The organism is Niabella sp., assembly GCF_030150205.1.
GTDB lineage: Bacteria > Bacteroidota > Bacteroidia > Chitinophagales > Chitinophagaceae > Niabella.
Map to the genome: position 1 here is coordinate 13,604 of NZ_JASLGT010000014.1, position 22,282 is coordinate 35,885.

A 22,282-nucleotide genomic window follows, 5' to 3' on the forward strand; every position below is an offset into this window, starting at 1 on the left:
TTCGAATGATTATTTCACTTCTTCGAAGGGAACATCGGTTACATCATCCGCACCGCCTGCATTTCCGCCGGGGGTATGATCGCCTCCGGGCTGACCAGCCTGCGCCTGTGCACCCTCAGCACCTTGTCCGGATTTATAAATATCCTCACTGGCTGCAGTCCAGGCTGCATTCAGTTCTTCAGTAGCCTTGTCAATAGCGGCAATATCCTGTTGCTTGTGTGCCTCTTTTAACTTGGCAGCTGCTCCTTCGATCACTGATTTCTTATCCGCAGGAACCTTGTCGCCATATTCTTTCAGCTGTTTTTCGGTCTGGAATACCAGGCTGTCTGCAGCGTTGAGCTTATCGATCTTTTCACGCTCTGCCTTATCTGTAGCTTCGTTGGCTTTTGCTTCTGCCTTCATTTTCTCCACCTCTTCCTTGCTTAAGCCGCTTCCTGCTTCGATATGGATCTTTTGTTCCTTACCGGTGCCCTTGTCTTTAGCGGTTACGTGCATGATACCATTGGCATCAATATCGAAGATCACTTCAATCTGCGGTACACCTCTTGGGGCTGGTGGAATGCCATCCAGGTTAAAGATCCCCAGGCTCTTATTGTCCTTGGCCATAGAGCGCTCACCCTGCAATACATGGATCTGTACGCCCGGCTGATTATCACTTGCAGTGGAAAATACTTCTGATTTTTTTGTAGGAATGGTGGTGTTGGAAGGGATCAATGTAGTCATTACACCGCCCATTGTTTCGATACCCAAAGAAAGCGGGGTAACATCCAGCAACAATACATCCTTTACTTCCCCGGTTAATACGGCACCCTGGATAGCGGCACCAACAGCTACCACCTCATCGGGGTTTACACCGCGGTTTGGCTTTTTACCAAAGAATTTTTCTACAATTTCCTGTACTTTGGGAATACGGGTGCTACCACCAACCAGGATCACTTCATCGATCTCTGAGGGGTTCATACCCGCATCTTTCAATGCTGCTTCGCAGGGTTTTAAACAACGGGCAAACAGGTTATCTGCCAGTTGCTCAAATTTAGCGCGGGTCAGTTTTTTTACCAGGTGTTTGGGCACTCCGTCAACCGCTGTGATATAGGGCAGGTTGATCTCCGTTTCACTGGAAGAAGACAGTTCGATCTTTGCTTTTTCAGCCGCTTCTTTCAAACGCTGCAGGGCCATCGGGTCCTTACGCAGATCAATGGCTTCTTCCGTCTTAAATTCTTCTGCCAGCCAGTCCATGATCACTTTATCAAAATCATCACCACCCAGGTGTGTATCCCCGTTGGTAGATTTTACTTCAAATACACCATCGCCCAGTTCCAGTACCGAGATGTCAAACGTACCGCCCCCCAGGTCAAACACCGCAATTTTATGATCTTTACCGCCTTTATCAAGCCCGTAAGCCAATGCGGCAGCAGTAGGTTCGTTTACAATCCGGCGTACCGTTAACCCGGCAATTTCACCGGCTTCTTTGGTTGCCTGACGTTGTGCATCGTTAAAGTAAGCCGGAACAGTGATCACCGCTTCGTTTACTTCCTGCCCCAGGTAATCCTCGGCAGTTTTTTTCATTTTCTGTAATACCATAGCAGAAATCTCCTGCGGGGTATACAAACGTCCATCAATATCGATCCGAACGGTATTATTGTCACCCTGTGCCACTTTGTAGCTCCAGTGGCTGATCTCTTCAGAAACTTCATCAAAACGGCGGCCCATAAAACGTTTTACGGACATAATCGTATTTTGCGGGTTCGTAATGGCCTGTCTTTTTGCAGGATCCCCTACTTTACGCTCGCCGTTTTTTAAAAAAGCTACAACGGATGGGGTTGTACGGCGCCCTTCATCGTTGGCAATCACCACCGGCTCGTTACCTTCCATTACCGCAACGCAGCTGTTGGTGGTTCCTAAGTCAATACCAATAATTTTACCCATAATATTTAAATTTCTCCTTTTATTAAAAATCACCACAATCCGTGGCAGAAATTAACTTTCAATGATTATGCCGCAGTAGCGGAATATGAAAAAATGTCAGAAATCGGTAAAAATCCCTGCTTACCAGACGACCTGACCGGAATAAACAACTAAATCCTGTCATTTAGAAGCTCAACAGCAGGCAGTTAGATTCCGGAGCACATACAATCAATCCGTTTGGGATGTCGTGTATTCTATCTATTCCTGCCATTGATTTCCTATTTTAGCGCCAGATTTGATAGTATGAAGAACCGATTTCTCCTTTTATGCATGCTCTGCCTCGCCATCACCGTTCATTCCCAGGTAATTGATCCTCCTACGCCCGTATTGTCGCTGCCAGCGTACCCGGCCGCCGTTATACCGGAATCGGAGCTCAATATACCGGTACAGGTAGACCTGGCCCCCTTCTTTGCCATGGCCAATAAAAAAGTAGATACCTTGTTTACTTCTCCCCGGTTTCCGGATGACTGGGTACAGCAGGGATGCGATACGCGCTATAAGTATAGTTTCCGGCGCGGACCGCTGCAGTTCAGTTTAAAAAACACCACGCTCGACATTTCTTTTATGGGCTATTACAAGATCATTGGCTCTACCCGGGCCTGTGTAAACGGTAAGGCCGTTACCCCCTGGACGCCCGCCTGCCAGTGTGGCTTTGAGGAAGGCGAACGGAAAGTAAAAGTCGGTTTCTCCATTGCCATCTCCCTGCTAACCAACTACACCGTCAAAATGCAGATCACCCGGAAAGAACCGGAACCGCTGGATAAATGTACCGTTTGTTTCTGGGGACAGGATATTACCCCGGTGATCATCAGCGCGCTTAAAAAGGAACTCGATGTATCGAAGGCCGACCTGGAGAAAAGCTATGGCCGGGTGGATCTGAAGCCGCATTTTCAAACCCTGTGGAACCAGCTCAATACGCCGTATAATGTCAACAATATGGGCTGGCTGCAGATCAACCCCCAAAAGATCCGCATCAACAGCATACAAACGGTTAACAACCAGTTGCAGATAAGCGTGGGACTGGCTGCCAAACCTGTGGTGCGGTTTGAAAAGCCATCGGCCCTTATAACCCCGGTGCCGCATGCAAGCAATTTTAGCCGGAACCAGGGATTCCAGGTGTATGCAGACCTGGTGATGAATTACGACTCGCTGAGCCGCATTCTTACCGCCCAGATTGCCGGAAAGGAATTTACCTTCAGTAAGGCCTTTATTAAAAAACGATTCATTTTCCGGGAATGTAAACTCCTGGGCAGCCGTGATAATCGCCTGGTGATGCAGGTAAAATTCACCGGCACCAATGACGGCACCTTTTATGTAACGGGTAAGCCCCTGTACTACGCCAATACCAGGACGCTGCAGGTAACCGATGTGGACTTCGATATTCAATCCCAAAATGCGCTGTTAAAAACGGCGGACTGGCTGTTTTCAAAGAAGATCACCAGCGAAATTGAAAAAATGGCAAAATATGATCTGACTGAATTGTTGTCAACGGCCCGTAGCAATATCAACCAGCAACTCAACCGGCAATTTATAAAAGGGATCACCGGCAGCGGCAATATTAAAGACATCAGTGTAGCCGGTATTTTTCCGCAATCCGGATGGCTGGCTGTAAGGGCCTATGGTGATGGTGATTTTTTGTTAAAAGTGGCGGGGTTAGATCTGTGAATTGTTTCAGTTCCAGGTTGATTCCCGTTTGTTACTTGATGAGCGGAGTACAGTTCCCTGTTTTTTGCATAGAATATCAAGGTCATCGAATTCATACATAATCGGCTGAAAACTGATAGCTAAAGCTGTTCCAGGTTTAACGTTCAAAGTTTCACGTTAGATCCGTTCTACACTTGATATGACAGGATAGATTTGTATTCCCGCCGTAATCAACTGAAAACTGATGGCTGATTGCTGATAGCTAAAGCTGTTCCAGGTTTAAAGTTTCATGTTAAATCCGGTTCCATCCTTGATGTGCGATACTGATAACTGAATCTGATAGCTGATTGCTAAAAGCTAAAGGCCGTTTCGCGCTTGAAGCGCAACCCATTTACACATTCCCCATATTTTCACATTTCCACATTCCCACATTTTTCAAATATTTTCCGGCGACACGGAGACTGGTGCGACATTGAGACCATTTTATGCCCGTACTGATAACGATGCTGAAATCTAAAGGCTAAAAGCTGAATGCTAAATGCTTCCATCGCTGCTATCCGACGGCGATTTCAGGTCCGGCAGCTCATCTTCCAGGTAGGTAGGCTCCGGTACTTTTTTAAAACTGAAATGCCGTTGTGCCAGGTAACTGACCAGCACAACTATCACCGTGGTGCCCATCTGCGCAAAAATGGGATAGATATCACATACTTCCACCAGGAATTTTAACAGCACCAGATTAATCGTAAGATTAAACACACATACCAGCAGGTAGCGGAACAATTGTACCCGGCCACGGATCCGGCTATCATCAAATACCACGTATTTCATCAGGAAAAAACCTACCAGGAAACTTATTACAAAGGATACACCAAGGGCCGCTACGTGTGATTTTAACGCATAAAACCCAAAATGAAAATCCTGCTCCCGGAAAATGAACTTATAGGCAATATAATAAGACAGCAGCCCAAGGAAGGTATTGGACGCTCCGGAAACCGCATACCGGAAGGTTTGCAGCGGCATGATCCGTTTAAATGGCGGGTAAAAAAAATCGATCAACGGGAGCAACCGGTCCCTTACACTATATAAATGCTGCCTCATCGGCGGCGAAGATATTCCTTATTCGCATGATTTCTGCGCCGGGGTTCCTTATTTTTGCAGCAAAATTGTTAGGAATGAGCATTGTAGATACGTTGAGACCGATTGTTGCGGACGCATTAAAAGCATTATATCAAATAGATCTGACGCCCTCGTCGATCGCTATAAACAGTACCAAGCCCGAATTTGAAGGTGATTATACCGTTGTTCTGTTTTCCTTTATCAAGGAACTGAAGAAGAAACCCGAAGAGCTGGGTGCTGAAATGGGACAATACCTGGTGAACCGTCATCCGGACCTGATCGACTCGTTTAACGTGATCAAGGGGTTCCTGAACCTGAGCATCGCCGGAAATTTCTGGACGGCGTTCCTGAATGATAACTATAAGGATCCCTTCTCCAATAAGGAGCCCCGGCAGGCTTCTAAAGTAATGGTGGAATATTCATCTCCCAATACCAACAAACCCCTGCACCTGGGGCATTTGCGAAACAATTTCCTGGGATGGTCCATTGCTGAGATCCTGAAAGCAACAGGCAGCGAAATCAGAAAATGCTGTATTTCCAACGACCGGGGTATTCATATTTCCAAATCGATGGTGGCCTGGCAGCTTTACGGCAATGGAGCCACACCGGAGTCTACCGGCATTAAAGGCGATCACCTGGTAGGCGACTACTATGTAATGTTTGGCGTAAAACACAAAGAGCAGATGGCGGAACTCATCGAAAAAGGGATGAGCAAGGAAGAAGCAGAAAAGCATGCACCGATTATGAAAGCCGCACAGCAAATGCTGGTGGATTGGGAAGATGGCAAGCCGGAAGTAATAGCACTCTGGAAACAAATGAACAGCTGGGTATATGCGGGGTTTGATCAAACCTACAAACGCATCGGAACCGATTTTGATAAGATCTACTATGAAAGTGATACCTATATACTGGGCAAACAATTTGTAGAGGAAGGCCTGCAAGATGGTGTATTCTTTAAAAAAGAAGACGGCAGTGTGTGGATCGATCTTACCGCTGAAGGACTGGATGAAAAACTGGTGCTGCGGAAAGACGGTACCGCCGTTTATATTACGCAGGACCTGGGGCTGGCGGATGAAAAATACAAGGACTTCCCTTATGATCAAAGCATCTACGTCATTGCCGATGAACAGAACTATCACATGAAGGTATTGCAGCTCATCCTGCAAAAACTCAATAAGCCCTATGCCGGCGGTATTTATCATATGAGCTATGGGATGGTGGAATTACCCAGCGGGCGTATGAAAACCCGGGAAGGCACCGTGGTGGATGCCGATGACCTGCTGGATGAGCTGGTAAACGTAGCGGCGGCTAAAACAGAAGAACTGGGCAAAGTGAAAGACTTCTCCGAAACGGAGCTTAAAGAACTCTATGATACCATTGCACTGGGTGCATTGAAATTCTTCCTCCTCCGGGTGGATCCCAAAAAACGGATGATCTTTAATCCTGAAGAAAGTATCGACTTCCAGGGCTTTACCGGTCCGTTTATCCAGTATACGCATGCGCGGATCCGGTCCATTTTGCGGAATGAGCCGCTGGCCGCAGGCATTGCTGATCCGGAGCAACTGGAACCCCTGGAAAAAGAGCTGATCATTTTGCTGGAGCAGTTCCAAACCCAGGTGCAGCAGGCTGCCGGAGAACACAATCCTTCCCTGCTGGCTATTTACGCGTTTAGCGTGGCAAAATTGTTTAACAGTTTCTATACGGCCCATTCCGTACGCAATGCGGAAACTCCGGAAAAGAAAAACCTGCGGCTCAAGATCTGTACGCTTGCGGCGGCCACCATCGCAGCTTCTATGGGATTACTGGGCATCCGGGTACCGGAACGGATGTAGGCCATAATTAACCGCAGCGCACGCAAAGGTTTCCGCAAGGTTCGTTAAGATTTTTATAGCAGGGTTTCTCCCGTTGCGGATCATTGCGGATGCCTTGCGTACATGGCGGTTAAAATATAATTGTAATGCCTCAGTGGCTTTTCCTGTATCGATGCATAGATTTCACGCGGAGACGCAAAGGAGCAACGACGCAGCGGCTCTTGCCATCATCTTCGTGGTTCTTTGAGCCTTAGCGCCTTCGTGGCAGCATTCCATCGCAATAAAAGTAATACGCTGTATTTCTGTGCCTCAGTGGCTTTTCCTGTATCGATGCATAGATTTCACGCGGAGACGCAAAGGAGCAACGACGCAGCGGCTCTTTCCATCATCTTCGTCGTTCTTTGTGCCTTAGCGTCTTCGTGGCAGCATTTCATCGCAATAAAAGTAATACGCTGTATTTCTGTGCCTCAGTGGCGTTTCCTGTATCGATGCATAGATCTCACGCGGAAGACGCAAAGGAGCAACGACGCAGCGGCTCTTTCTATCATCTTTGTGGTTCTTGTGCCTTAGCGCCTTCGTGGCAGCATTTCATCGCAATAAAAGTAATACGCTGTATTTCTGTGCCTCAGTGGCTTTTCCTGTATCGATGCATAGATCTCACGCGGAAGACGCAAAGGAGCAACGACGCAGCGGCTCTTTCCATCATCTTCGTGGTTCTTTGAGCCTTAGCGCCTTCGTGGCAGCATTCCATCGCAATAAAAGCAATCCCCTTGCACCTCAGTAGCTCCTCAAACGAATTGTTAACAACATTTAACGACCCACCCCAGCAATATTTTTTTATAAACGGAGTCATACAGGAAAATATTTCCGCATGCGCAAACAACTGTTCCTGGCTGCAATACCCGCACTCTTTTTAGGATCCTGTTCCGGCAGCAAAGTGCTTCCGGCAGAGTCGCTGCATATGGATGCGGCCACTACCCGGGATTACCCCTCCAGGTTTTATGATGATCATACCCAGATCCGCTACGATTTCCGTAACGACAACCAGTACCTGTATGTGATCCTGGAAACCGACAATCCTTCCGCCCGGATGCGCATGCTCCGTGAGGGCGTAAAAATATACTTCGCGCCCACCGGGTCAAAATCAGAAGCAAGGCTGGTTGAATATCCCTTTCATCCGGATACTGAAAAAGCCCCATCAGATCAGCACCGTGCCGCCGGTGCGCCCCGGCAACCGGAAGCAGGAGTGCAACGAACCGATGAACGTGACTATACTTCGTTTTATAAACAGGCCCGGGTTACCCGCAATGGAAAGACGGAACTGGTAGACGCAACCACTGCAACACCAGGCCTGCTCCATTTTAAAGCGGCCAATGATGCAGACGGATTTTTCCGGTATATGGTATCCATTCCAAAAAGCCAGCTTGCCATCAATAAAGACCACACGGTTATTGGCATCCGGATCCCTGAAATGAAGCAGGGCCCTGGTACTTACTCCGGCCGTGGCGAGGCCACTACCCATATGAGCGCCGGCGGCGGCGGACGTGGTGGTAGTATGCATGGCGGCGGTGGCGGCGGCATGCGTGGAAAAGGGGGCATGTACGGCGGAGGTATGCATAACCGCAGCGCCGAAGGCAGTAATCCAAATCATAGCAAGGATGATGTAAGCGGTAAGGTAGACTGGTGGTATAAGATCGGGCTTGTATCCTGACAGGTCACCCGCTCCCAGATCGCAAATTGCCAATAAAGGCTTCCATTGTCTATTGATGACAAATCAGACCTTTGATTCGTTCCTACTGGTAACCATAGCATATTTGTCAGCTGTCAATCCAGGGATACGATGCGCCCGTTTTATCCTTTCAGCAACCGGATCAGTTCTTCCACACCCGCTGTAGCCGGCTTCTCAATGGCATGCAGGTTGGGAAGCGGTCGCAATGCGGGAATGGAGGTATCAATGATGTATTTCGGAATATTATCCGCTACATAATCAATCAGCCCCGCCGCAGGATATACGAGCATGGAAGTTCCGATCACCACAAAAATATCCGCTGCTGCCGCAAGCCGGGACGCCGGTGCAATCATGGGCACCGCTTCACCAAACCACACAATATCCGGCCGGAGCTGACTTCCGTCCGGAGCCTTATCACCCAAACGGATATCACCCCGGATCTCATAAGAAGGTTTATGTAACCGTTCGCTCCGCATTTTAAAGATCTCTCCATGCAGGTGCAATACCCGGGTAGATCCTCCCCGCTCATGCAGGTCATCGATATTTTGAGTAATGATATGCACTTCATAATCCGCTTCCAGGGCTGCCAGGCCATAATGCGCCGCATTGGGTTGTACATCTGCTACGTTCTTCCGGCGCATATTGTAAAAATCCAGCACCAGTCCGGGATCTTTTATCCAGCCCTCCGGCGATGCTACCTCCATTACATCATATCCCTCCCACAGTCCGTCACTATCACGAAAGGTTTTGAGACCGCTTTCGGCACTGATGCCCGCCCCTGTTAATACAACCAGTTTCTTTTTCATCCTGCAGCACTTTTACAGGATACAAAATAACGGCTCTTTGGCAAAAAATAAAAGCGGCGGAATCAAAAGTTCTTTAAAACGGATCAACATGCTTCCTCTGCAACAAGCAGCATGCCGTTCGATTTTTAAACGGGTATGCATACAGCCGCTTTAAACCTCGCTCAGCCAACAATATCCTTAATCACTCCTGGCCATTTCATCATTACGCAACGCCGCGCCCTTTTTCACCAGCGTTATAAATTCCGCCCGGTAGCCATTTTTATCGGCTCCCAAAGCCCCGGCAGCCAGGTCAAGTACCTGCTGATAACTGGAATTTTGTTTAAACCCAGAATTCCGCAGCAAGAGTCCGAACTCCGCAACCGCTGCTGCAAAACGGAAATGATCAGTAGTTTTCCCAGTGGCTGTTATATGGCCTTCAACCGGAACGGTAATCAATTTGCTCCGGTCCGCATCCACCTCCTTATAGCGCAGTTTCAATGTAAGCATCTCTGCCGGCGCCGGAGCAGCCGTTTGAGCGGGGGCTGCCTGGTATTTCAGATCATCTACGGGTTTTTCAAATGCATTCTTTACCCCCGGTGGTATTACTTCGTACAAAGCCGTAACCGTATGGCCGCTACCAATTTCCCCGGCGTCTTTTTCATCATCATTAAAGTCTTCCTTCTTCAGCATCCGGTTCTCATACCCGATCAGGCGGTAGGCCTGCACAATAGCGGGATTGAATTCCACCTGTATTTTTACGTCTTTGGCAATGGCAAACAGGGTTCCGCCAAATTCGCTGATCAACACTTTCTGTGCTTCACGGATATTATCGATATAAGCATGATTGCCATTTCCTTTATCGGCCAGTTCCTGCATTTTATGATCCTGGTAATCGCCCCTGCCAAATCCCAGTACCGATAAAAAAACACCACTCTTCCGCTTTTCCTCAACCAAACGTACCAGCGCATCCTCACTGCTTTCCCCTACGTTAAAATCACCATCGGTGGCCAGCAGGATCCGGTTATTCCCTTTTTCGATGAAATTTTCCTTAGCCACCTGGTAGGCCAGTTGTATGCCCGCTCCACCCGCCGTGGAACCCCCTGCTTCCAGTTCAGCGATCGCTGCCCGGATCCGCGCTTTTTGTTCACCGCTGGTGGAGGGTAATACCAAACCGGCATTCCCGGCATACGTAACGATCGCCACGCGGTCATCCGGACGCAGGTTATCTGTAAGCAGCAGCATCGATTTTTTCAGCAAGGGTAATTTATCTTCATCCTGCATAGAGCCCGAAACATCAATCAGGAAAACCAGGTTGGAGGGCGGCAGGGCTCCCTGGGGAATTTCCCGGCCCTTGATACCAATATGCACCAGCTGGTGTTCTGTATTCCAGGGACATGCTGAAACTTCTGTAATAACATTGAACGGATCCCCGTTTTGAGGAGGCGCATAATCATAATCAAAATAATTGATCATTTCCTCCACCCGTACCGCTCCGGCCGGAGGATGCACCCCATCATTGATAAACCTGCGTACATTGCTATATGCCGCTTTATCTACATCAATGGAAAAAGTGGATAGCGGATGCGCTTTTGCGGTCTGAAATGTGTTCTCCTCTATAGAAGCATAACCTTCGGTGTTAAAAGCGCTTTCCGCCTGAACCGGTGCCGCAGTTGTTAACATTTCCGTCGACTGATGACGGCCGCCGTTACAGGCAAATAGGATCCAGGGCAATATCGCTATTGCAAAAAAAAGGCGTTTCATAAAAAGAATTTAGAAATTAATAATTGATTGCTGTTTTACTTTTTAAGAGCAGGTATGGATCCTTCGCTGTTAACAGTAACCCGTTTTCGTATAAAGGTTCGTCCATTTATAAAGCCCCCCTCTTTTATAAATTCGCTGAGCGCTTCCTTACCGGGACTTACCCGCAATGGTTTTGCAGAATCGCTTGGGGCTCCGGTGATGGCTTCCATCATTTTCACCTCATTCTTTGTACTGATCTTCCGGATATTCAATACCCCGTTCCTGACGGTAAGCTTTTGTACACTCCAGCTGCTGTCTTCCCGCGGCCGGTTTAGAAAATACTGTTGCTGATACGTTTTCAGTACATCGTTCTTTTTCAGATTTAAAAGCGTATCTCTGAATACATAGCCGGTAAATAACGAATCGCCGGCCTTCCGGACCGGGTACCGTTCATTTGTTTGAGTATTAAAAAGGGTATCGCCGTTGATCATCTCGTGTGGTAACAGCTCCCTATAACTAAGCGTATCGCTCAGCGTGTCTCTTGCAACTACATAATAGGCGGATACGGCCAGTACCGTTCCTTTATCGTGATCCAGGAATGTTCCGGTGAGGCTATCGGGCACCTGGCCCAATGCTGGTTCTCCGCCTGGCTGTGTTTCAGAAAAGGTAACCGTAGCAGGATCACATGCTGCAAGGCAGACAATAAGAAGCCCTATTGTTGCTATTTTATCAACAATGCTCATTGTATTTTTTTTATAGTTTTTTAGAAATGGTGTGGCCAGAAATCAGTTGACATGAGACTCCGGAAATCCCAGGCGCGCGTTTTTGGATTACACTTGTTTATGGTTCTGTTTGCATCCCTGTTAAAGCCGGTTATTGCTGCTTACAGGCCTGCTGCTTTATCGTTAAGCGTGCTGCAGCGCGCTTCTCATCTTAATACTGATCTGCAAAAAAAGTAACCATATTACTAATGTTAATAAATATTAAAAAGGCGCCTGATATATCAGGAGCCTCAAACATTTTGAAACGAGCAGGTATACCTGAATCGTTGAAATTCTGAAACAGGAATCGATCCCCGAACAACGGCTTCAGGATGACCATAAATGATTTTGAAATCTGCCTCCCGGCATTCGATGGCCATCGGGCATTTGCTTTTATACGGCTACGATCCTGCCGGAGGTTATTTTACGTTTAAGAAAATAGTGCCGGTATTTTTCGCTGGTTTCCGGTGATTGTTTTGCGCCATTAATGTAGAGTTCGCCGTTGATGAACTGGATCCGGTTGCCGGGACCTTTATCAATCAGCCCGTCCCGTTCCATTTCCTGGTAAGCATCTTTAAGTTGCTGCAATTGACCGCGGGTTTTTATCAGCTCATCAGGAATCCCTGGCTTTATTTGCCGCATTTCGGCGTTTAACTGCTGCTGCTGAATCTTCAAATCCCTGCCGGCCGCCTCCAGTTGCCCCTTTAACTGGTTTAACCGGATATCTTTTAATGCCGCGTTAATCGCTTGTTTTAATTGTTCGGGATCTATGTTTTTTACGGATTCCATTGCGCACGAAAGTTCCCGCTCCATCTTTAACTTATCAATGCCGGCCATCGCCGTTTCTATATCTTTATTGATTTGTTCAAAGTTGATCTTTTTTATCGCTGCAGCTGTTGTGGCCTGAATTTTTGCAAGATCCGCTTTGGATAATGCATCCGCCACCTGCCGCCGGATATCCGTATTAATATTCCGCAGGGCACCGCTCTGTACCCGGATCTGCTCATCTATATAGTTTAATGCAGCATCCAGCCGGCCCGTTTCAAATTCAGTTATCGCCGGTATGGTATCGCTATTAAAAGGAAAGCCCGGATCCGGTTTGCTCTCCGGCTTCAATGGTGTAAAGGACAATGCGGCTACGCAGGCAAGCAACAGCAGCGGCCATACAGCTGTCCGCAAAATAGATCTCTTTTTCATTAGTTGGGTTTTAAAACAAGAAATTTAACGAAGTTCTTCGTAGCTAAAGTACGAACAGATACGTAACAACCGGTGTTAATGAAATGATAATTTATTTTGGAAATAAACGCCTCCCCTTTTACATTTTGTTCTCACAGAAAACACGGACCAGCGCAGATTGTCTTAACGTAAGATGGCTTACACCCGGGGACAAAATGCTCCTGGATGTTTTTGTGTGTCATCAGCACAATCTCCTGAAGCAGTTCCAGCCGTCAGATCCGCCTTAAAAGCACCTGCCAGGCCTTACCCGAAGCTCCTTCCCGGAGCAGCCGCTGCGCGTATTGATGAATAGCCCGGACCTGCTCCTCGCTGTTTTCATACTGCAGCAGCCCAGCCAATGTATCATCGGTAAAGGTTGGATCCGCAGCCGGTACCTGCGTAATATTTGCCAGCATTCCAAGATCATTTCCGGTAAGTACCCCGCTGTTGCGGATGGCCTCCGGCAATGCGTCGATCCCAATGCCCAATTGCGTATTGGGTTTTTCTACCTCGAAAAGATTATCGGGCGTTACCCGGCAATACCAGTTGCCCCCTAACCGCGCCACATGATGCAGTTTGCGTTGATCAACCCGGTTACTGCCATCTAAAATGGATGGGTCGATATGCAGCAGGCATACCTCGCAAATGACCAGGTTGCCTGCTCCGCCGGTACTGCCCAGCGATTTTACTTCCAGTACGCGGCATTCCATTTTGGCCTTGCTCTCTTTAACCAGGGGCGGACGGATCAGCTGCGACTGTTCCATTGTAAAACCGGCTTTTGCAAACTCATTGGTATTTTTGGGGTATTCGCAGCTGGCAAGCGAAACCTGCTGTACCATATCTGCATCTACAATATTAATGGCTACTTCCGGTACCTCCAGTATATTTTGAAGTGTATGTTTGGTGGTATTATCGCGCACCCTGCGGGAAGGGCTGAAAACCACTACCGGCGGATTTGTTGAAAACAGATTAAAAAAACTAAAGGGGCTCAGGTTTATATTCCCCTCCCGGTCTACCGTGCTGGCAAAGCAAATAGGCCTTGGAGCAATGATGTGTTGCAGATAATGCTGGGTTTCCAGCGTTGTTAACGTTTTTAAATCAAATACCATATAAGATCATTTTTCAACCGCGGAGAATAAAAGCCGCAGTGTTTCGCGGAGATCAGAATTTGTACACCACTCTTCTGAACCCATCTTTTAACAAAGGAACATTAAAGTTGATCAGATACCCTAATTTTTTATTCGTTAGTTTCAGATAGGTAATCAATTGCGCCATGAAAACGGGCTCAATTGCAATCACGGCTTTAATTTCGAGAATGATTTCATTTTCAACTAACATATCGATTACATAAACCTTTCCTAAAAGACATTCTTTATATCTCATTTCAACCGGAACCTGCAACCTTACCGAAATACGCCTCAATTCCAGCTCCCGGTTTAATGCATACATATAGGCCGACTCTAGTAAGCCAGGGCCCAGTTCCCTGTGAACGGTGATACAGGCATCTAAAATAATCCCTCCCAGTCGGTTTAGTTCATTGTTAGTCATGATTTGGTATTTATTCGCAGGTCAAAAAAAAGTTCACCACAAAAAACAATTTTTATCTCCGCATTATTTCAGCGTTCTCCAGTTCTCCGCGGTTAATTTCTTCTCTAAGATACTAAATTCCGTTGCCTCCCTTTCGATTTTATTCTCCAAACGACCCAATTCCTCTATCTCCATAACCACTGTATCTCCGGGCTGCAGCCACTGTTCCGGGTAGTTGGGATCCTGTAACTTACCCGTACCATTCAGCTCCAGGAAACAGCCGGTTCCTACGGTGCCGCTCCCGATCACATCGCCGGGGTAAAGATCTACGCCATACGAAGCCCGTTCAATCAGCTCAGCAAAGGTCCAGTCCATATCTGCGAGGTTGCCGGTACTCACCTGTATACCATTGACCCGGCATTTCATTTGCAGATTCCAGCATGTGCCGGTATGGCCTGGTTTGGGCGGCACCTCGCGGGATGTTAACGCATCGGGGGTTACCAGCCAGGGGCCAATTACCGTAGCAAAGTCCTTCCCCTTTGCCGGGCCCAGGTTCAATGCCATTTCTTCCATCTGCAGCGTGCGGGCACTCAGGTCGTTCATGATCATCAGGCCTCCGATATAGGCAGCTGCATCAGCCGCTTTAATATTCCTTCCTTTTTTGCAGATCACAATCGCCGCTTCCAGTTCAAAATCCAGCTTCTGAAAATGATCCGGCATGCAGGTAACTGTTCCCGGCCCGGCGATGCTATTGTGATTGGTAAAATAAAAGACGGGGTATTGATCAAATTCCGGGATCATGGGAACCTTCCGGTTTCTGCGCGCAGCCGCCACATGTTGACGGAATGCATAACCATCCCTGCAGGAAGTGGGATGCGGTACCGGTGCCAGCAATTGTACCGTTTCCACGGGGGTGCCTGCGTCCGGAAATACGCCGGCTTCCAGGCCTTTATTTTCTGCAACCAGCATTGGAAAATATGCTTCCCAGTTTTCTAATAACCATTTCATTGTAACGGGACCATCGGCCCTCAGGAATGAAAGTGCATATACCCGATCCTTTACCTGCAATCCCAATTGCTCGTTTCCGTTATTCAGATAAGATACCAGTTTCATAATCAAAATTTAATGCATTTATTACACCGGGGCTAAACCTGCCGGCCATCAGGTGTTTCAGCTGACAGTGGATCAGGCCCGGTGCGCCGGTTCCACATGGCGTTCCAACAAGCTTTTTAACCGGCTCAGCATTGGATCGATATCTTCCATCCTGCTGGTGCCTACGCTTAGCCGGTACCAGTTAGCAGCATGTGCCGCACCAAATACCCTGAAAGGCAGGAACGCAATCCCTGCTTCTTCCAGCAGCAGGGAGGTTATATCTCCGGGCAGATCAATTTTCACCGTAAGATAAATAGAGGCCTGCGGCGCGATGGCATCGACAGGCAGCCCGTCCATTTTCATTTGCCGGATACCTCCGTAAATTTTTGTTAACCGTTCTAACAGGGCTTCTTTAAATCCGATTAAATAGCCGTCAGCCGCCACATCATCTACCAGGAACCGGGCCACCGCTTTCTGTTCCGCCATCGGGGCCCAGGCGCCCACATGATTCAGCATTGTTTTTATCTTGCTGATCACGGGTTCGGGGCCATAACACCAGCCCACCCGTACGCCGGTTGCGGCAAAGGCCTTGCTGATGGCATCAATATAAATGGTGTAAGGCCGTGCATCCGGACAAACACTTACCGGGCTCACATGCGGCTGCCGTCCATAATTCAGCAGGTAATAGATCTGGTCATACAAGATGTATAATTTTTTTTCATCCTTACCACGCCGTGCATTCTCTGCTACCACCATTTCGCAAATGGCCTTTAATCCTGCTTCGGTAAAGCAGGTGCCCGTTGGGTTTTGAGGCGAACAAAGCGCCAGTAACACGGCATCCTTTATAAACGGACGTATTTCATCCGCCGTAGGCATAAAATGATGCTCCGGCTTTGTTTCAATAACACAAGGCGTTGCGCCGGTAAGCTGCACATAAAAATGGTTGTTCCACGAAGGCACAGGATAGATCACGATGTCGCCCGGATCCACTATCATATGATAAGCAGCAAACAACAGTGGCCGGCCACCACTCCCGATCATGATCTCTGCAGGTGTATACGAAATGCCCTGCTGCTTTTTTACAAACGCCGCAATGGCCGCTCTTAAATCCTCGTTTCCGTCGGTAGCCGGGTAATTGGTTTGCCGGCCGCGATAAGCTTTTACTATTTCATCCTCCAGCAATGGTGGAATGGGAAACAGTTGCGGATTAAAATCGCCCACCGTATAATTCAGCAACTGCTCTCCGGCGGCCATTCTTTTCTTTACCGCATTACTGATGGCCAGGATACCCGAAGGCGGTGTATGTTCTGCCAACCTGGATAGTTTCATTGAAAATAAAATAAAGTATTAAAAAATAAATCCGGATGGTATTCACCATTAACTATTCAATGTTGTTTCCTTAAAGCCGCTGATGCGCAGATTTGGTATCGGCTTTAACTACAATAATGTCGCAGAAAAGCGCCGCAGGTGCAAGCTGTGCATCTGTGGCAATCACAAAAATTGCTTAAGGAAATGGCATTGATTAACTATTGACCATTCACTATTCCCTACAAATTCCCCCTCGCTTCCTGCTCCCGTTCCAGTGCTTCAAACAGGGCCTTAAAATTCCCCTTGCCAAAGCTTTTTGCGCCTTTTCGCTGAATGATCTCAAAGAACAAAGTGGGCCGGTCTTCCACCGGTTTGGAAAAGATCTGTAATAAATAGCCCTCTTCATCCCGGTCAATCAGGATCCCCAGTTCTTTTAAGGGAGCGAGGTCTTCATCAATAGAGCCCACACGGTCCAGCACGGTTTCATAGTACGTGGCCGGGATCTTCAAAAACTCCACGCCGCGGCTTTGCAACGCAGTTACCGTTTCAATGATATTCCTGGTAGCCAGTGCTACATGCTGCACTCCTTCTCCTTTGTAAAAGTCGAGGTACTCTTCTACCTGTGATTTTTTCTTGCCTTCTGCGGGTTCGTTAATAGGAAATTTTACATACCCGTTGCCATTGCTCATTACTTTGCTCATGAGCGCGGAATATTCGGTTGAAATATCGGTGTCATCAAAAGACAGGATATTCCGGAACCCCATCACTTCTTCATAAAAATGCACCCATTTGTTCATCTGGTTCCATCCAACATTGCCCACGCAATGATCTACATACAGCAACCCGGCTTCCGGTGGATTGTACGCCGGTTCCCATCGCCGGTAACCGGGTAAAAAAGTTCCGTTGTAATTTTTCCGTTCAATAAAAAGATGGATCGTATCACCATATGTATGAATACCGCTCATGACCACAATGCCCTGTTCATCTTCCAGCTTCACGGGCTCCAGATAGCTTTTACCGCCCCGTTTTGTTGTTTGCACCCAGGCATCGGTAGCATCATCCACGGCCAGCGCCAGCATTCGTACACCGTCTCCATGCCTGACAATATGCGCTTCAATCTCTTCACAATTCCGGATGGGCGTGGTAAATACAAAGGTGAGCTTATTTTGACGCAGCACATAACTGGCTTTATCCTTAACGCCGGTTTCGGGCCCGGCATAGGCCAGGGATTGGAAGCCAAAAGCAGTTTTGTAAAAATGAGCGGCCTGTTTGGCATTGCCCACATAAAATTCAATATAGTCAGTACCCAGTAAGGGAAGAAAATCAGCGGCAGCCGGAATTGCAGCTGCCACTTTACTCGTGTCAAGCATGATCAATTATTTTAACAATAAATAAAAATGTAAGAAAAAGGGAACGGATCAATGGCCACTTCGGTCTGTAGCCAGAGCTTCTATCAACAATACGTAGTTTACACGTTTGTCTGAAAAAAGCTTATATGGATAATCGGGTCGCACGTTACAAAATAATAACAAATGTACGTTATTTTATTAAAAGCGGTAATTTTGTACCAGTAATTATTCTATGGCCTACTTCAGAAATTTCATCTACTGGAACGATAAGCGGCGCTGGAAATATTATTTCCTGCTGGCGGCACTTGCCATGGGCGCGGTGCTTTTCGATTTCAGGTTCAGGGTTTAAAGTTCCGGGTTATTTTACCTGGTATATACTGCCCTTTCGTTCATCCATCAATAATTAAAAATGCCGCACTATTATACATTGGGATCCATTCCCCATAAACGTCATACCCAGTTTCGCAAACCCGATGGCGGGCTTTATAGCGAACAGCTTTTTTCTACTGAAGGATTCAGCAATGACTACGCACTTTTGTACCATTGCCATCCGCCTACGCAAATTATTAAAACCGAACCGCATCGGGATGTGAGTCCGCATATCGCCGAGGAGAAGATGCTGCAGCACCGCAGCTTTGAAGGATTTAAGGTAAACCCGGTAGCAGACTACCTGGATAGCCGGGTACCGGTACTTGTAAACAACGACTGTCACCTGGTACTGGCAGCACCGCAACAGCGTATGCGGGATTATTTTTATAAGAATACTGATGGAGATGAGCTGATCTTTATCCACGAGGGCTCAGGAGTGGTAAAAACACAATACGGGTCTCTGCCTTTTAGTTATGGCGACTATATCGTATTGCCCCGTGGTACCATTTACCAGATCCATTTCAATGATGAACAGAACCGGCTTTTTATTGTAGAATCCTTTACGCCGCTGCGTTTTCCAAAACGTTACCTGAGCAGGAACGGACAGCTGATGGAACATGCGCCCTATTGTGAACGGGATATCCGTCCGCCGCAGGACCTGGAAACCATTGATGAAAAAGGCGATTTCCTCATCAAGGCCAAGAAAAAGGGAATGCTGTATGGGCTGCATTATGGTACGCATCCTTTTGACGTGGTTGGCTGGGATGGCTGCTGTTACCCGTTTATCTTCTCTATTCATGATTTTGAGCCGATCACCGGACGGGTACATCAACCGCCCCCCGTACACCAGACCTTTGAGACCAATGCCTTTGTTGTTTGCTCTTTTGTGCCCCGGTTATTTGATTATCATCCGCAGTCCATTCCTGCGCCCTATAACCACAGCAATATCGACAGTGATGAAGTGATTTATTATGTGGATGGTGATTTTATGAGCCGCAAGCAGGTAACCCGGGGAATGATCACCCTGCACCCCGCGGGCATTCCGCATGGTCCTCATCCCGGCGCTGTTGAAAAAAGCATCGGGGCAAAAGAAACAAAGGAACTGGCCGTAATGGTAGATACGTTTCATCCATTGATGCTGACCAAAGAAGCCCTGGAAATTGAAAACCCGGACTATATTATGAGCTGGGCCGAGTAGCGGCTTTAGTGGAGCGAGAATAGTGAATGGTAAATCAATGCCGTTTCCTTAAAGCCGCGCAGATCCGGTATCGGCTTTAACTACAACAATGTTGTAGAAAAGTGCCGCAGGCGCAATCAGCGTATCTGCGGCAACCATAAAAACTGCTTAAGGAAACGGAATTGAATGACCCTTAGTAAATCGTGAAAAATCGGAATTTGGACAAAGAAGAAAACCGGTCGTCCACATTGCAAGAACACACGGCCCTTCCCTACTGACTATTCACTATTGACTATTGACTATTCACTATTGACCATTCACCATTGCCTGTTAAAACCCACCACTATCTGCTGAAGGTCCGTAGATGGAAGGAACAGCTATATCATTCAGCCGCATATAAACGGTGAGCTGCCCGCGGTGATGCACCAGGTGATTGATGGTAGACTCCAGGCTTTCTCTCTTTGAAGATTGAAAAACAACCTGCCCGTTGCTCTTTAAATAAAACGGAGCCTCCAGTTCACCGTCCTTTACTTCGGCCAGCGCAGCTTTTGCGCCTTCCATATGCTGATCGAAATGCGCCACCAGTTCTTCACTGCTTGCAGGCCGGATATGCGCAAATGTGGCAAAATCGATCTCATTACTGCGAACCATGGTCGTGATCCATAACGGGATTTCTGCAACCAGTATCGAAAGGTACCCAAGGGGCATTGACTTTTCATGCGGCCGCCATTCGGACAAAGCGGTTGGGATGCGCTCCAAACAACTACGGGTAGCCCTTGTTTCCATTTCCAACTCCTTGATAAATGCCTTTGCAAAAGTTGAATCATTCATTGTAGGTGGTATTTATAATTTAAAAATAGTTCAAACCGATCCCGCGGGCATACGCCCTTCTGCGCCCGGTAAAATTGCAATATGTGCCAGGGTATGCAGTCCATCATCAATCAGCTTTTTAAGCTCCGGCTTCCGGTATTGCAAACGAGCCAGCCGCTGCATTATATGTTCCTGTAATCCCGGTGCTTCCCTGCGGTCCTTTAATACTTCCAGTATCTCCAGCAGGCAGAGCCAGTCGTCCGGATATTGTGCGTCCAGGATACCGGTAATTTTTTCCAGTGCAGCAGTATCCGTTCCATTTTCCCGGATCGCCCGTACCTGTTTATACAATCCATGTAATTGACTGGTGGCTTCGCTGTATTCGGAACGCGGCATCTCCCGGGGCACGATGGTTACCTGCTCGTAGGCCGCTTTATCCGCGGCACCGGAGTATACCGAGGTAATTTCGCCCCCCACCGCCATATCATAGATGCCCCATTCCGGCTGAAATAACTGCCTCGCTGTAACGCTGTCGATCACCGTACATCCCGAAAAACGGATCAGGATGATCTTGTTGTTTTTGATCACTACAGCTTCCACCCTGCCATGCACCTGCAACCCGCTCCGGAATAACAGCGCTGCGGCTTTGCCCGTTTCGATGCCTGCATTTTTCAGGTCATCCAGGGTAAAATCTTCCAGTGGCAGATCGTAATCCCGCAACTTTCCTACCGGTGATCCCCATCCCTGCGGATACAGTTCTTTTTCATGCCCCGCCAGCTGACGGTCATCCAGGGCCAGTGCCGTTGGTCCCGCAGTGGCGATATAAGTGCCTTCCCCCATACCGGTTTCTATAAAAATACCGGATGCCTGCAAGCCCGAACTGTAAACCACCGTACACAATAAACCACTATCAATAGCTTTTTGCAAACCATATACTCCGCCCCGGCGGTAAGAAAGTGTATCCGCAAATGTATTCAGCACGCGGACCAGGTTCTGAAAGTTGGGAGTTACAAACAACTGGGGCTGCGGCTTGGTAATATCATACGGATAGGTTACCGCATCAATGGTATAGGGAAGCTTCTTTACACCCGGCCCCATGCAGGTAACACTTTCACCAATCGATGATAGTAATCCGGCGCCATAGATCTTATAATCCTCCAGGCTTCCGATAAGCCCGTATTCTACCGTCCACCAATGCAGCCGGGCAAGGAGTGCCATTTCTGAGGGATCGCCCATATTTTGCTGGATCAATGCCAGTGTTTCCTCCGCTTTCCGGATCTCTTTTTCGGGCGTACCGGCCAGCTCCTTTAATACCGCCAGCTGCCGGATGGCTTCAAACAACTCCTGGTCTTTTTTGGAAAGCAGGGCCTTTGTACCCACTTCCCCGGTAAACTGCAGGTAAGCCGCATATTCCGGTTCTCCGATAATGGGCGCATGGCCTGCCGATTCATGAATGATATCGGGGGCCGGCGTGTATTCGATGTGTTCTATCTGGCGGATATCCGCCGCAATGATCAGCACCCGGTATGCCTGAAATTCCATAAACGCCTGGGAGGGAATAAAACCGTTTACCGTAACAGCGCCCCAACCGATCGTTTTCAGGTGATCATTCATCGTTTGCAGATCGGGGATCCGTTCAATAGTTAGGCCCGCTTTCTTCAAACCCGGTATATAAGGGTAATACGCCACATCCTTCAGATAACGGTAGTTCTGTCGCATAACATACCGCCATACCGCATGATCTACCGCCGTATAATGCTCATAGTGCTGTGGAACGATATATTGTTTCAGATGACGGGGAAGCCGGTCAACAAGCGGGTTATTATAGTTGTTCATCCGGCAAAATTACAATTTTAAACAAACGATCGTAAGCCATGGTAACTT

The 22,282-nt window shown here is 47.8% G+C and carries 17 protein-coding genes; 4 read left to right on the forward strand and 13 right to left on the reverse strand.

Annotated elements, in window-relative coordinates; translation table 11 throughout:
• Positions 1–9: 9 nt before the first annotated feature.
• Complete coding sequence (dnaK, locus tag Q1V85_RS12265; RefSeq protein WP_300600321.1) at positions 10–1,926, reverse strand: molecular chaperone DnaK; 1,917 nt, start codon at positions 1,924–1,926, stop codon at positions 10–12.
• 282 nt (positions 1,927–2,208) lie between these two features.
• On the opposite strand from dnaK, the gene Q1V85_RS12270 reads away from it, so the two are divergent.
• Positions 2,209–3,630 carry a DUF4403 family protein gene (locus Q1V85_RS12270; RefSeq protein WP_300600323.1) on the forward strand — a complete coding sequence of 474 codons (1,422 nt, stop codon included), beginning with the start codon at positions 2,209–2,211 and terminating at the stop codon, positions 3,628–3,630.
• Between the two features lie 513 nt (positions 3,631–4,143).
• On the opposite strand, the gene Q1V85_RS12275 is transcribed toward Q1V85_RS12270, so the two are convergent.
• The gene (locus tag Q1V85_RS12275; protein ID WP_300600325.1) at positions 4,144–4,707 is read right to left on the reverse strand and encodes a GtrA family protein; all 564 of its coding nucleotides are present in this window, start codon (positions 4,705–4,707) and stop codon (positions 4,144–4,146) included.
• A 74-nt stretch (positions 4,708–4,781) separates the two neighbouring features.
• Between Q1V85_RS12275 and argS the strand changes: the two genes are divergently transcribed.
• A complete protein-coding gene (argS, locus tag Q1V85_RS12280; protein WP_300600327.1) occupies positions 4,782–6,557 on the forward strand; it encodes an arginine--tRNA ligase in 1,776 nt (591 codons plus the stop codon).
• Between the two features lie 850 nt (positions 6,558–7,407).
• Positions 7,408–8,247 carry a hypothetical protein gene (locus tag Q1V85_RS12285; RefSeq protein ID WP_300600329.1) on the forward strand — a complete coding sequence of 280 codons (840 nt, stop codon included), beginning with the start codon at positions 7,408–7,410 and terminating at the stop codon, positions 8,245–8,247.
• Between the two features lie 140 nt (positions 8,248–8,387).
• Here the strand turns inward: Q1V85_RS12285 and Q1V85_RS12290 are convergent, their stop codons facing one another.
• The 9 genes from Q1V85_RS12290 to hppD form a co-directional block, all read right to left on the reverse strand.
• Positions 8,388–9,071, reverse strand: a complete 684-nt coding sequence (locus tag Q1V85_RS12290) for a Sir2 family NAD-dependent protein deacetylase (RefSeq protein ID WP_300600330.1) — start codon at positions 9,069–9,071, stop codon at positions 8,388–8,390.
• A gap of 177 nt (positions 9,072–9,248) precedes the next feature.
• Positions 9,249–10,811, reverse strand: a complete 1,563-nt coding sequence (locus Q1V85_RS12295; protein ID WP_300600332.1) for a VWA domain-containing protein — start codon at positions 10,809–10,811, stop codon at positions 9,249–9,251.
• Between the two features lie 35 nt (positions 10,812–10,846).
• A complete protein-coding gene (locus tag Q1V85_RS12300) occupies positions 10,847–11,533 on the reverse strand; it encodes a hypothetical protein (protein WP_300600334.1) in 687 nt (228 codons plus the stop codon).
• Between the two features lie 411 nt (positions 11,534–11,944).
• Positions 11,945–12,748, reverse strand: coding sequence for a hypothetical protein (locus tag Q1V85_RS12305; RefSeq protein WP_300600336.1), 804 nt, complete (start codon positions 12,746–12,748; stop codon positions 11,945–11,947).
• A 251-nt stretch (positions 12,749–12,999) separates the two neighbouring features.
• Positions 13,000–13,875 (reverse strand): flavin reductase family protein, encoded by an 876-nt coding sequence (locus Q1V85_RS12310; protein ID WP_300600338.1) that lies wholly within the window; start codon positions 13,873–13,875, stop codon positions 13,000–13,002.
• Between the two features lie 52 nt (positions 13,876–13,927).
• Complete coding sequence (locus Q1V85_RS12315; RefSeq protein ID WP_300600340.1) at positions 13,928–14,314, reverse strand: GxxExxY protein; 387 nt, start codon at positions 14,312–14,314, stop codon at positions 13,928–13,930.
• 63 nt (positions 14,315–14,377) lie between these two features.
• On the reverse strand, positions 14,378–15,406 hold the full coding sequence (locus tag Q1V85_RS12320) for a fumarylacetoacetate hydrolase family protein (RefSeq protein ID WP_300600342.1): 1,029 nt from the start codon (positions 15,404–15,406) through the stop codon (positions 14,378–14,380).
• Positions 15,407–15,478: 72 nt separating this feature from the next.
• Positions 15,479–16,714 carry an aminotransferase class I/II-fold pyridoxal phosphate-dependent enzyme gene (locus Q1V85_RS12325; RefSeq protein ID WP_300600343.1) on the reverse strand — a complete coding sequence of 412 codons (1,236 nt, stop codon included), beginning with the start codon at positions 16,712–16,714 and terminating at the stop codon, positions 15,479–15,481.
• A 218-nt stretch (positions 16,715–16,932) separates the two neighbouring features.
• Positions 16,933–18,063, reverse strand: a complete 1,131-nt coding sequence (gene hppD, locus Q1V85_RS12330; RefSeq protein ID WP_300600345.1) for a 4-hydroxyphenylpyruvate dioxygenase — start codon at positions 18,061–18,063, stop codon at positions 16,933–16,935.
• A gap of 388 nt (positions 18,064–18,451) precedes the next feature.
• Between hppD and Q1V85_RS12335 the strand changes: the two genes are divergently transcribed.
• Entirely contained in the window at positions 18,452–19,609 is a 1,158-nt protein-coding gene (locus Q1V85_RS12335; RefSeq protein WP_300600347.1) for a homogentisate 1,2-dioxygenase, read from the forward strand.
• 309 nt (positions 19,610–19,918) lie between these two features.
• Here Q1V85_RS12335 and Q1V85_RS12340 read toward each other — a convergent pair whose 3' ends face one another.
• Positions 19,919–20,419, reverse strand: a complete 501-nt coding sequence (locus tag Q1V85_RS12340) for a DinB family protein (protein WP_300600349.1) — start codon at positions 20,417–20,419, stop codon at positions 19,919–19,921.
• 30 nt (positions 20,420–20,449) lie between these two features.
• The gene (locus tag Q1V85_RS12345) at positions 20,450–22,234 is read right to left on the reverse strand and encodes an aromatic amino acid hydroxylase (protein ID WP_300600350.1); all 1,785 of its coding nucleotides are present in this window, start codon (positions 22,232–22,234) and stop codon (positions 20,450–20,452) included.
• Between the last annotated feature and the right edge of the window lie 48 nt (positions 22,235–22,282).

Excerpts from the sequence above, each read along its gene's own strand:
- Q1V85_RS12340 (WP_300600349.1), bottom strand. The coding sequence starts at position 20,419 with ATGAATGATTCAACTTTTGCAAAGGCATTTATCAAGGAGTTGGAAATG.
- Q1V85_RS12325 (WP_300600343.1), bottom strand. The coding sequence starts at position 16,714 with ATGAAACTATCCAGGTTGGCAGAACATACACCGCCTTCGGGTATCCTG.
- Q1V85_RS12310 (WP_300600338.1), bottom strand. The coding sequence starts at position 13,875 with ATGGTATTTGATTTAAAAACGTTAACAACGCTGGAAACCCAGCATTAT.
- Q1V85_RS12285 (WP_300600329.1), top strand. The coding sequence starts at position 7,408 with ATGCGCAAACAACTGTTCCTGGCTGCAATACCCGCACTCTTTTTAGGA.
- Q1V85_RS12290 (WP_300600330.1), bottom strand. The coding sequence starts at position 9,071 with ATGAAAAAGAAACTGGTTGTATTAACAGGGGCGGGCATCAGTGCCGAA.
- Q1V85_RS12300 (WP_300600334.1), bottom strand. The coding sequence starts at position 11,533 with ATGAGCATTGTTGATAAAATAGCAACAATAGGGCTTCTTATTGTCTGC.
- Q1V85_RS12320 (WP_300600342.1), bottom strand. The coding sequence starts at position 15,406 with ATGAAACTGGTATCTTATCTGAATAACGGAAACGAGCAATTGGGATTG.
- Q1V85_RS12295 (WP_300600332.1), bottom strand. The coding sequence starts at position 10,811 with ATGAAACGCCTTTTTTTTGCAATAGCGATATTGCCCTGGATCCTATTT.
- argS (WP_300600327.1), top strand. The coding sequence starts at position 4,782 with ATGAGCATTGTAGATACGTTGAGACCGATTGTTGCGGACGCATTAAAA.
- dnaK (WP_300600321.1), bottom strand. The coding sequence starts at position 1,926 with ATGGGTAAAATTATTGGTATTGACTTAGGAACCACCAACAGCTGCGTT.
- Q1V85_RS12305 (WP_300600336.1), bottom strand. The coding sequence starts at position 12,748 with ATGAAAAAGAGATCTATTTTGCGGACAGCTGTATGGCCGCTGCTGTTG.
- Q1V85_RS12275 (WP_300600325.1), bottom strand. The coding sequence starts at position 4,707 with ATGAGGCAGCATTTATATAGTGTAAGGGACCGGTTGCTCCCGTTGATC.
- Q1V85_RS12270 (WP_300600323.1), top strand. The coding sequence starts at position 2,209 with ATGAAGAACCGATTTCTCCTTTTATGCATGCTCTGCCTCGCCATCACC.
- Q1V85_RS12315 (WP_300600340.1), bottom strand. The coding sequence starts at position 14,314 with ATGACTAACAATGAACTAAACCGACTGGGAGGGATTATTTTAGATGCC.
- hppD (WP_300600345.1), bottom strand. The coding sequence starts at position 18,063 with ATGCTTGACACGAGTAAAGTGGCAGCTGCAATTCCGGCTGCCGCTGAT.
- Q1V85_RS12335 (WP_300600347.1), top strand. The coding sequence starts at position 18,452 with ATGCCGCACTATTATACATTGGGATCCATTCCCCATAAACGTCATACC.
- Q1V85_RS12345 (WP_300600350.1), bottom strand. The coding sequence starts at position 22,234 with ATGAACAACTATAATAACCCGCTTGTTGACCGGCTTCCCCGTCATCTG.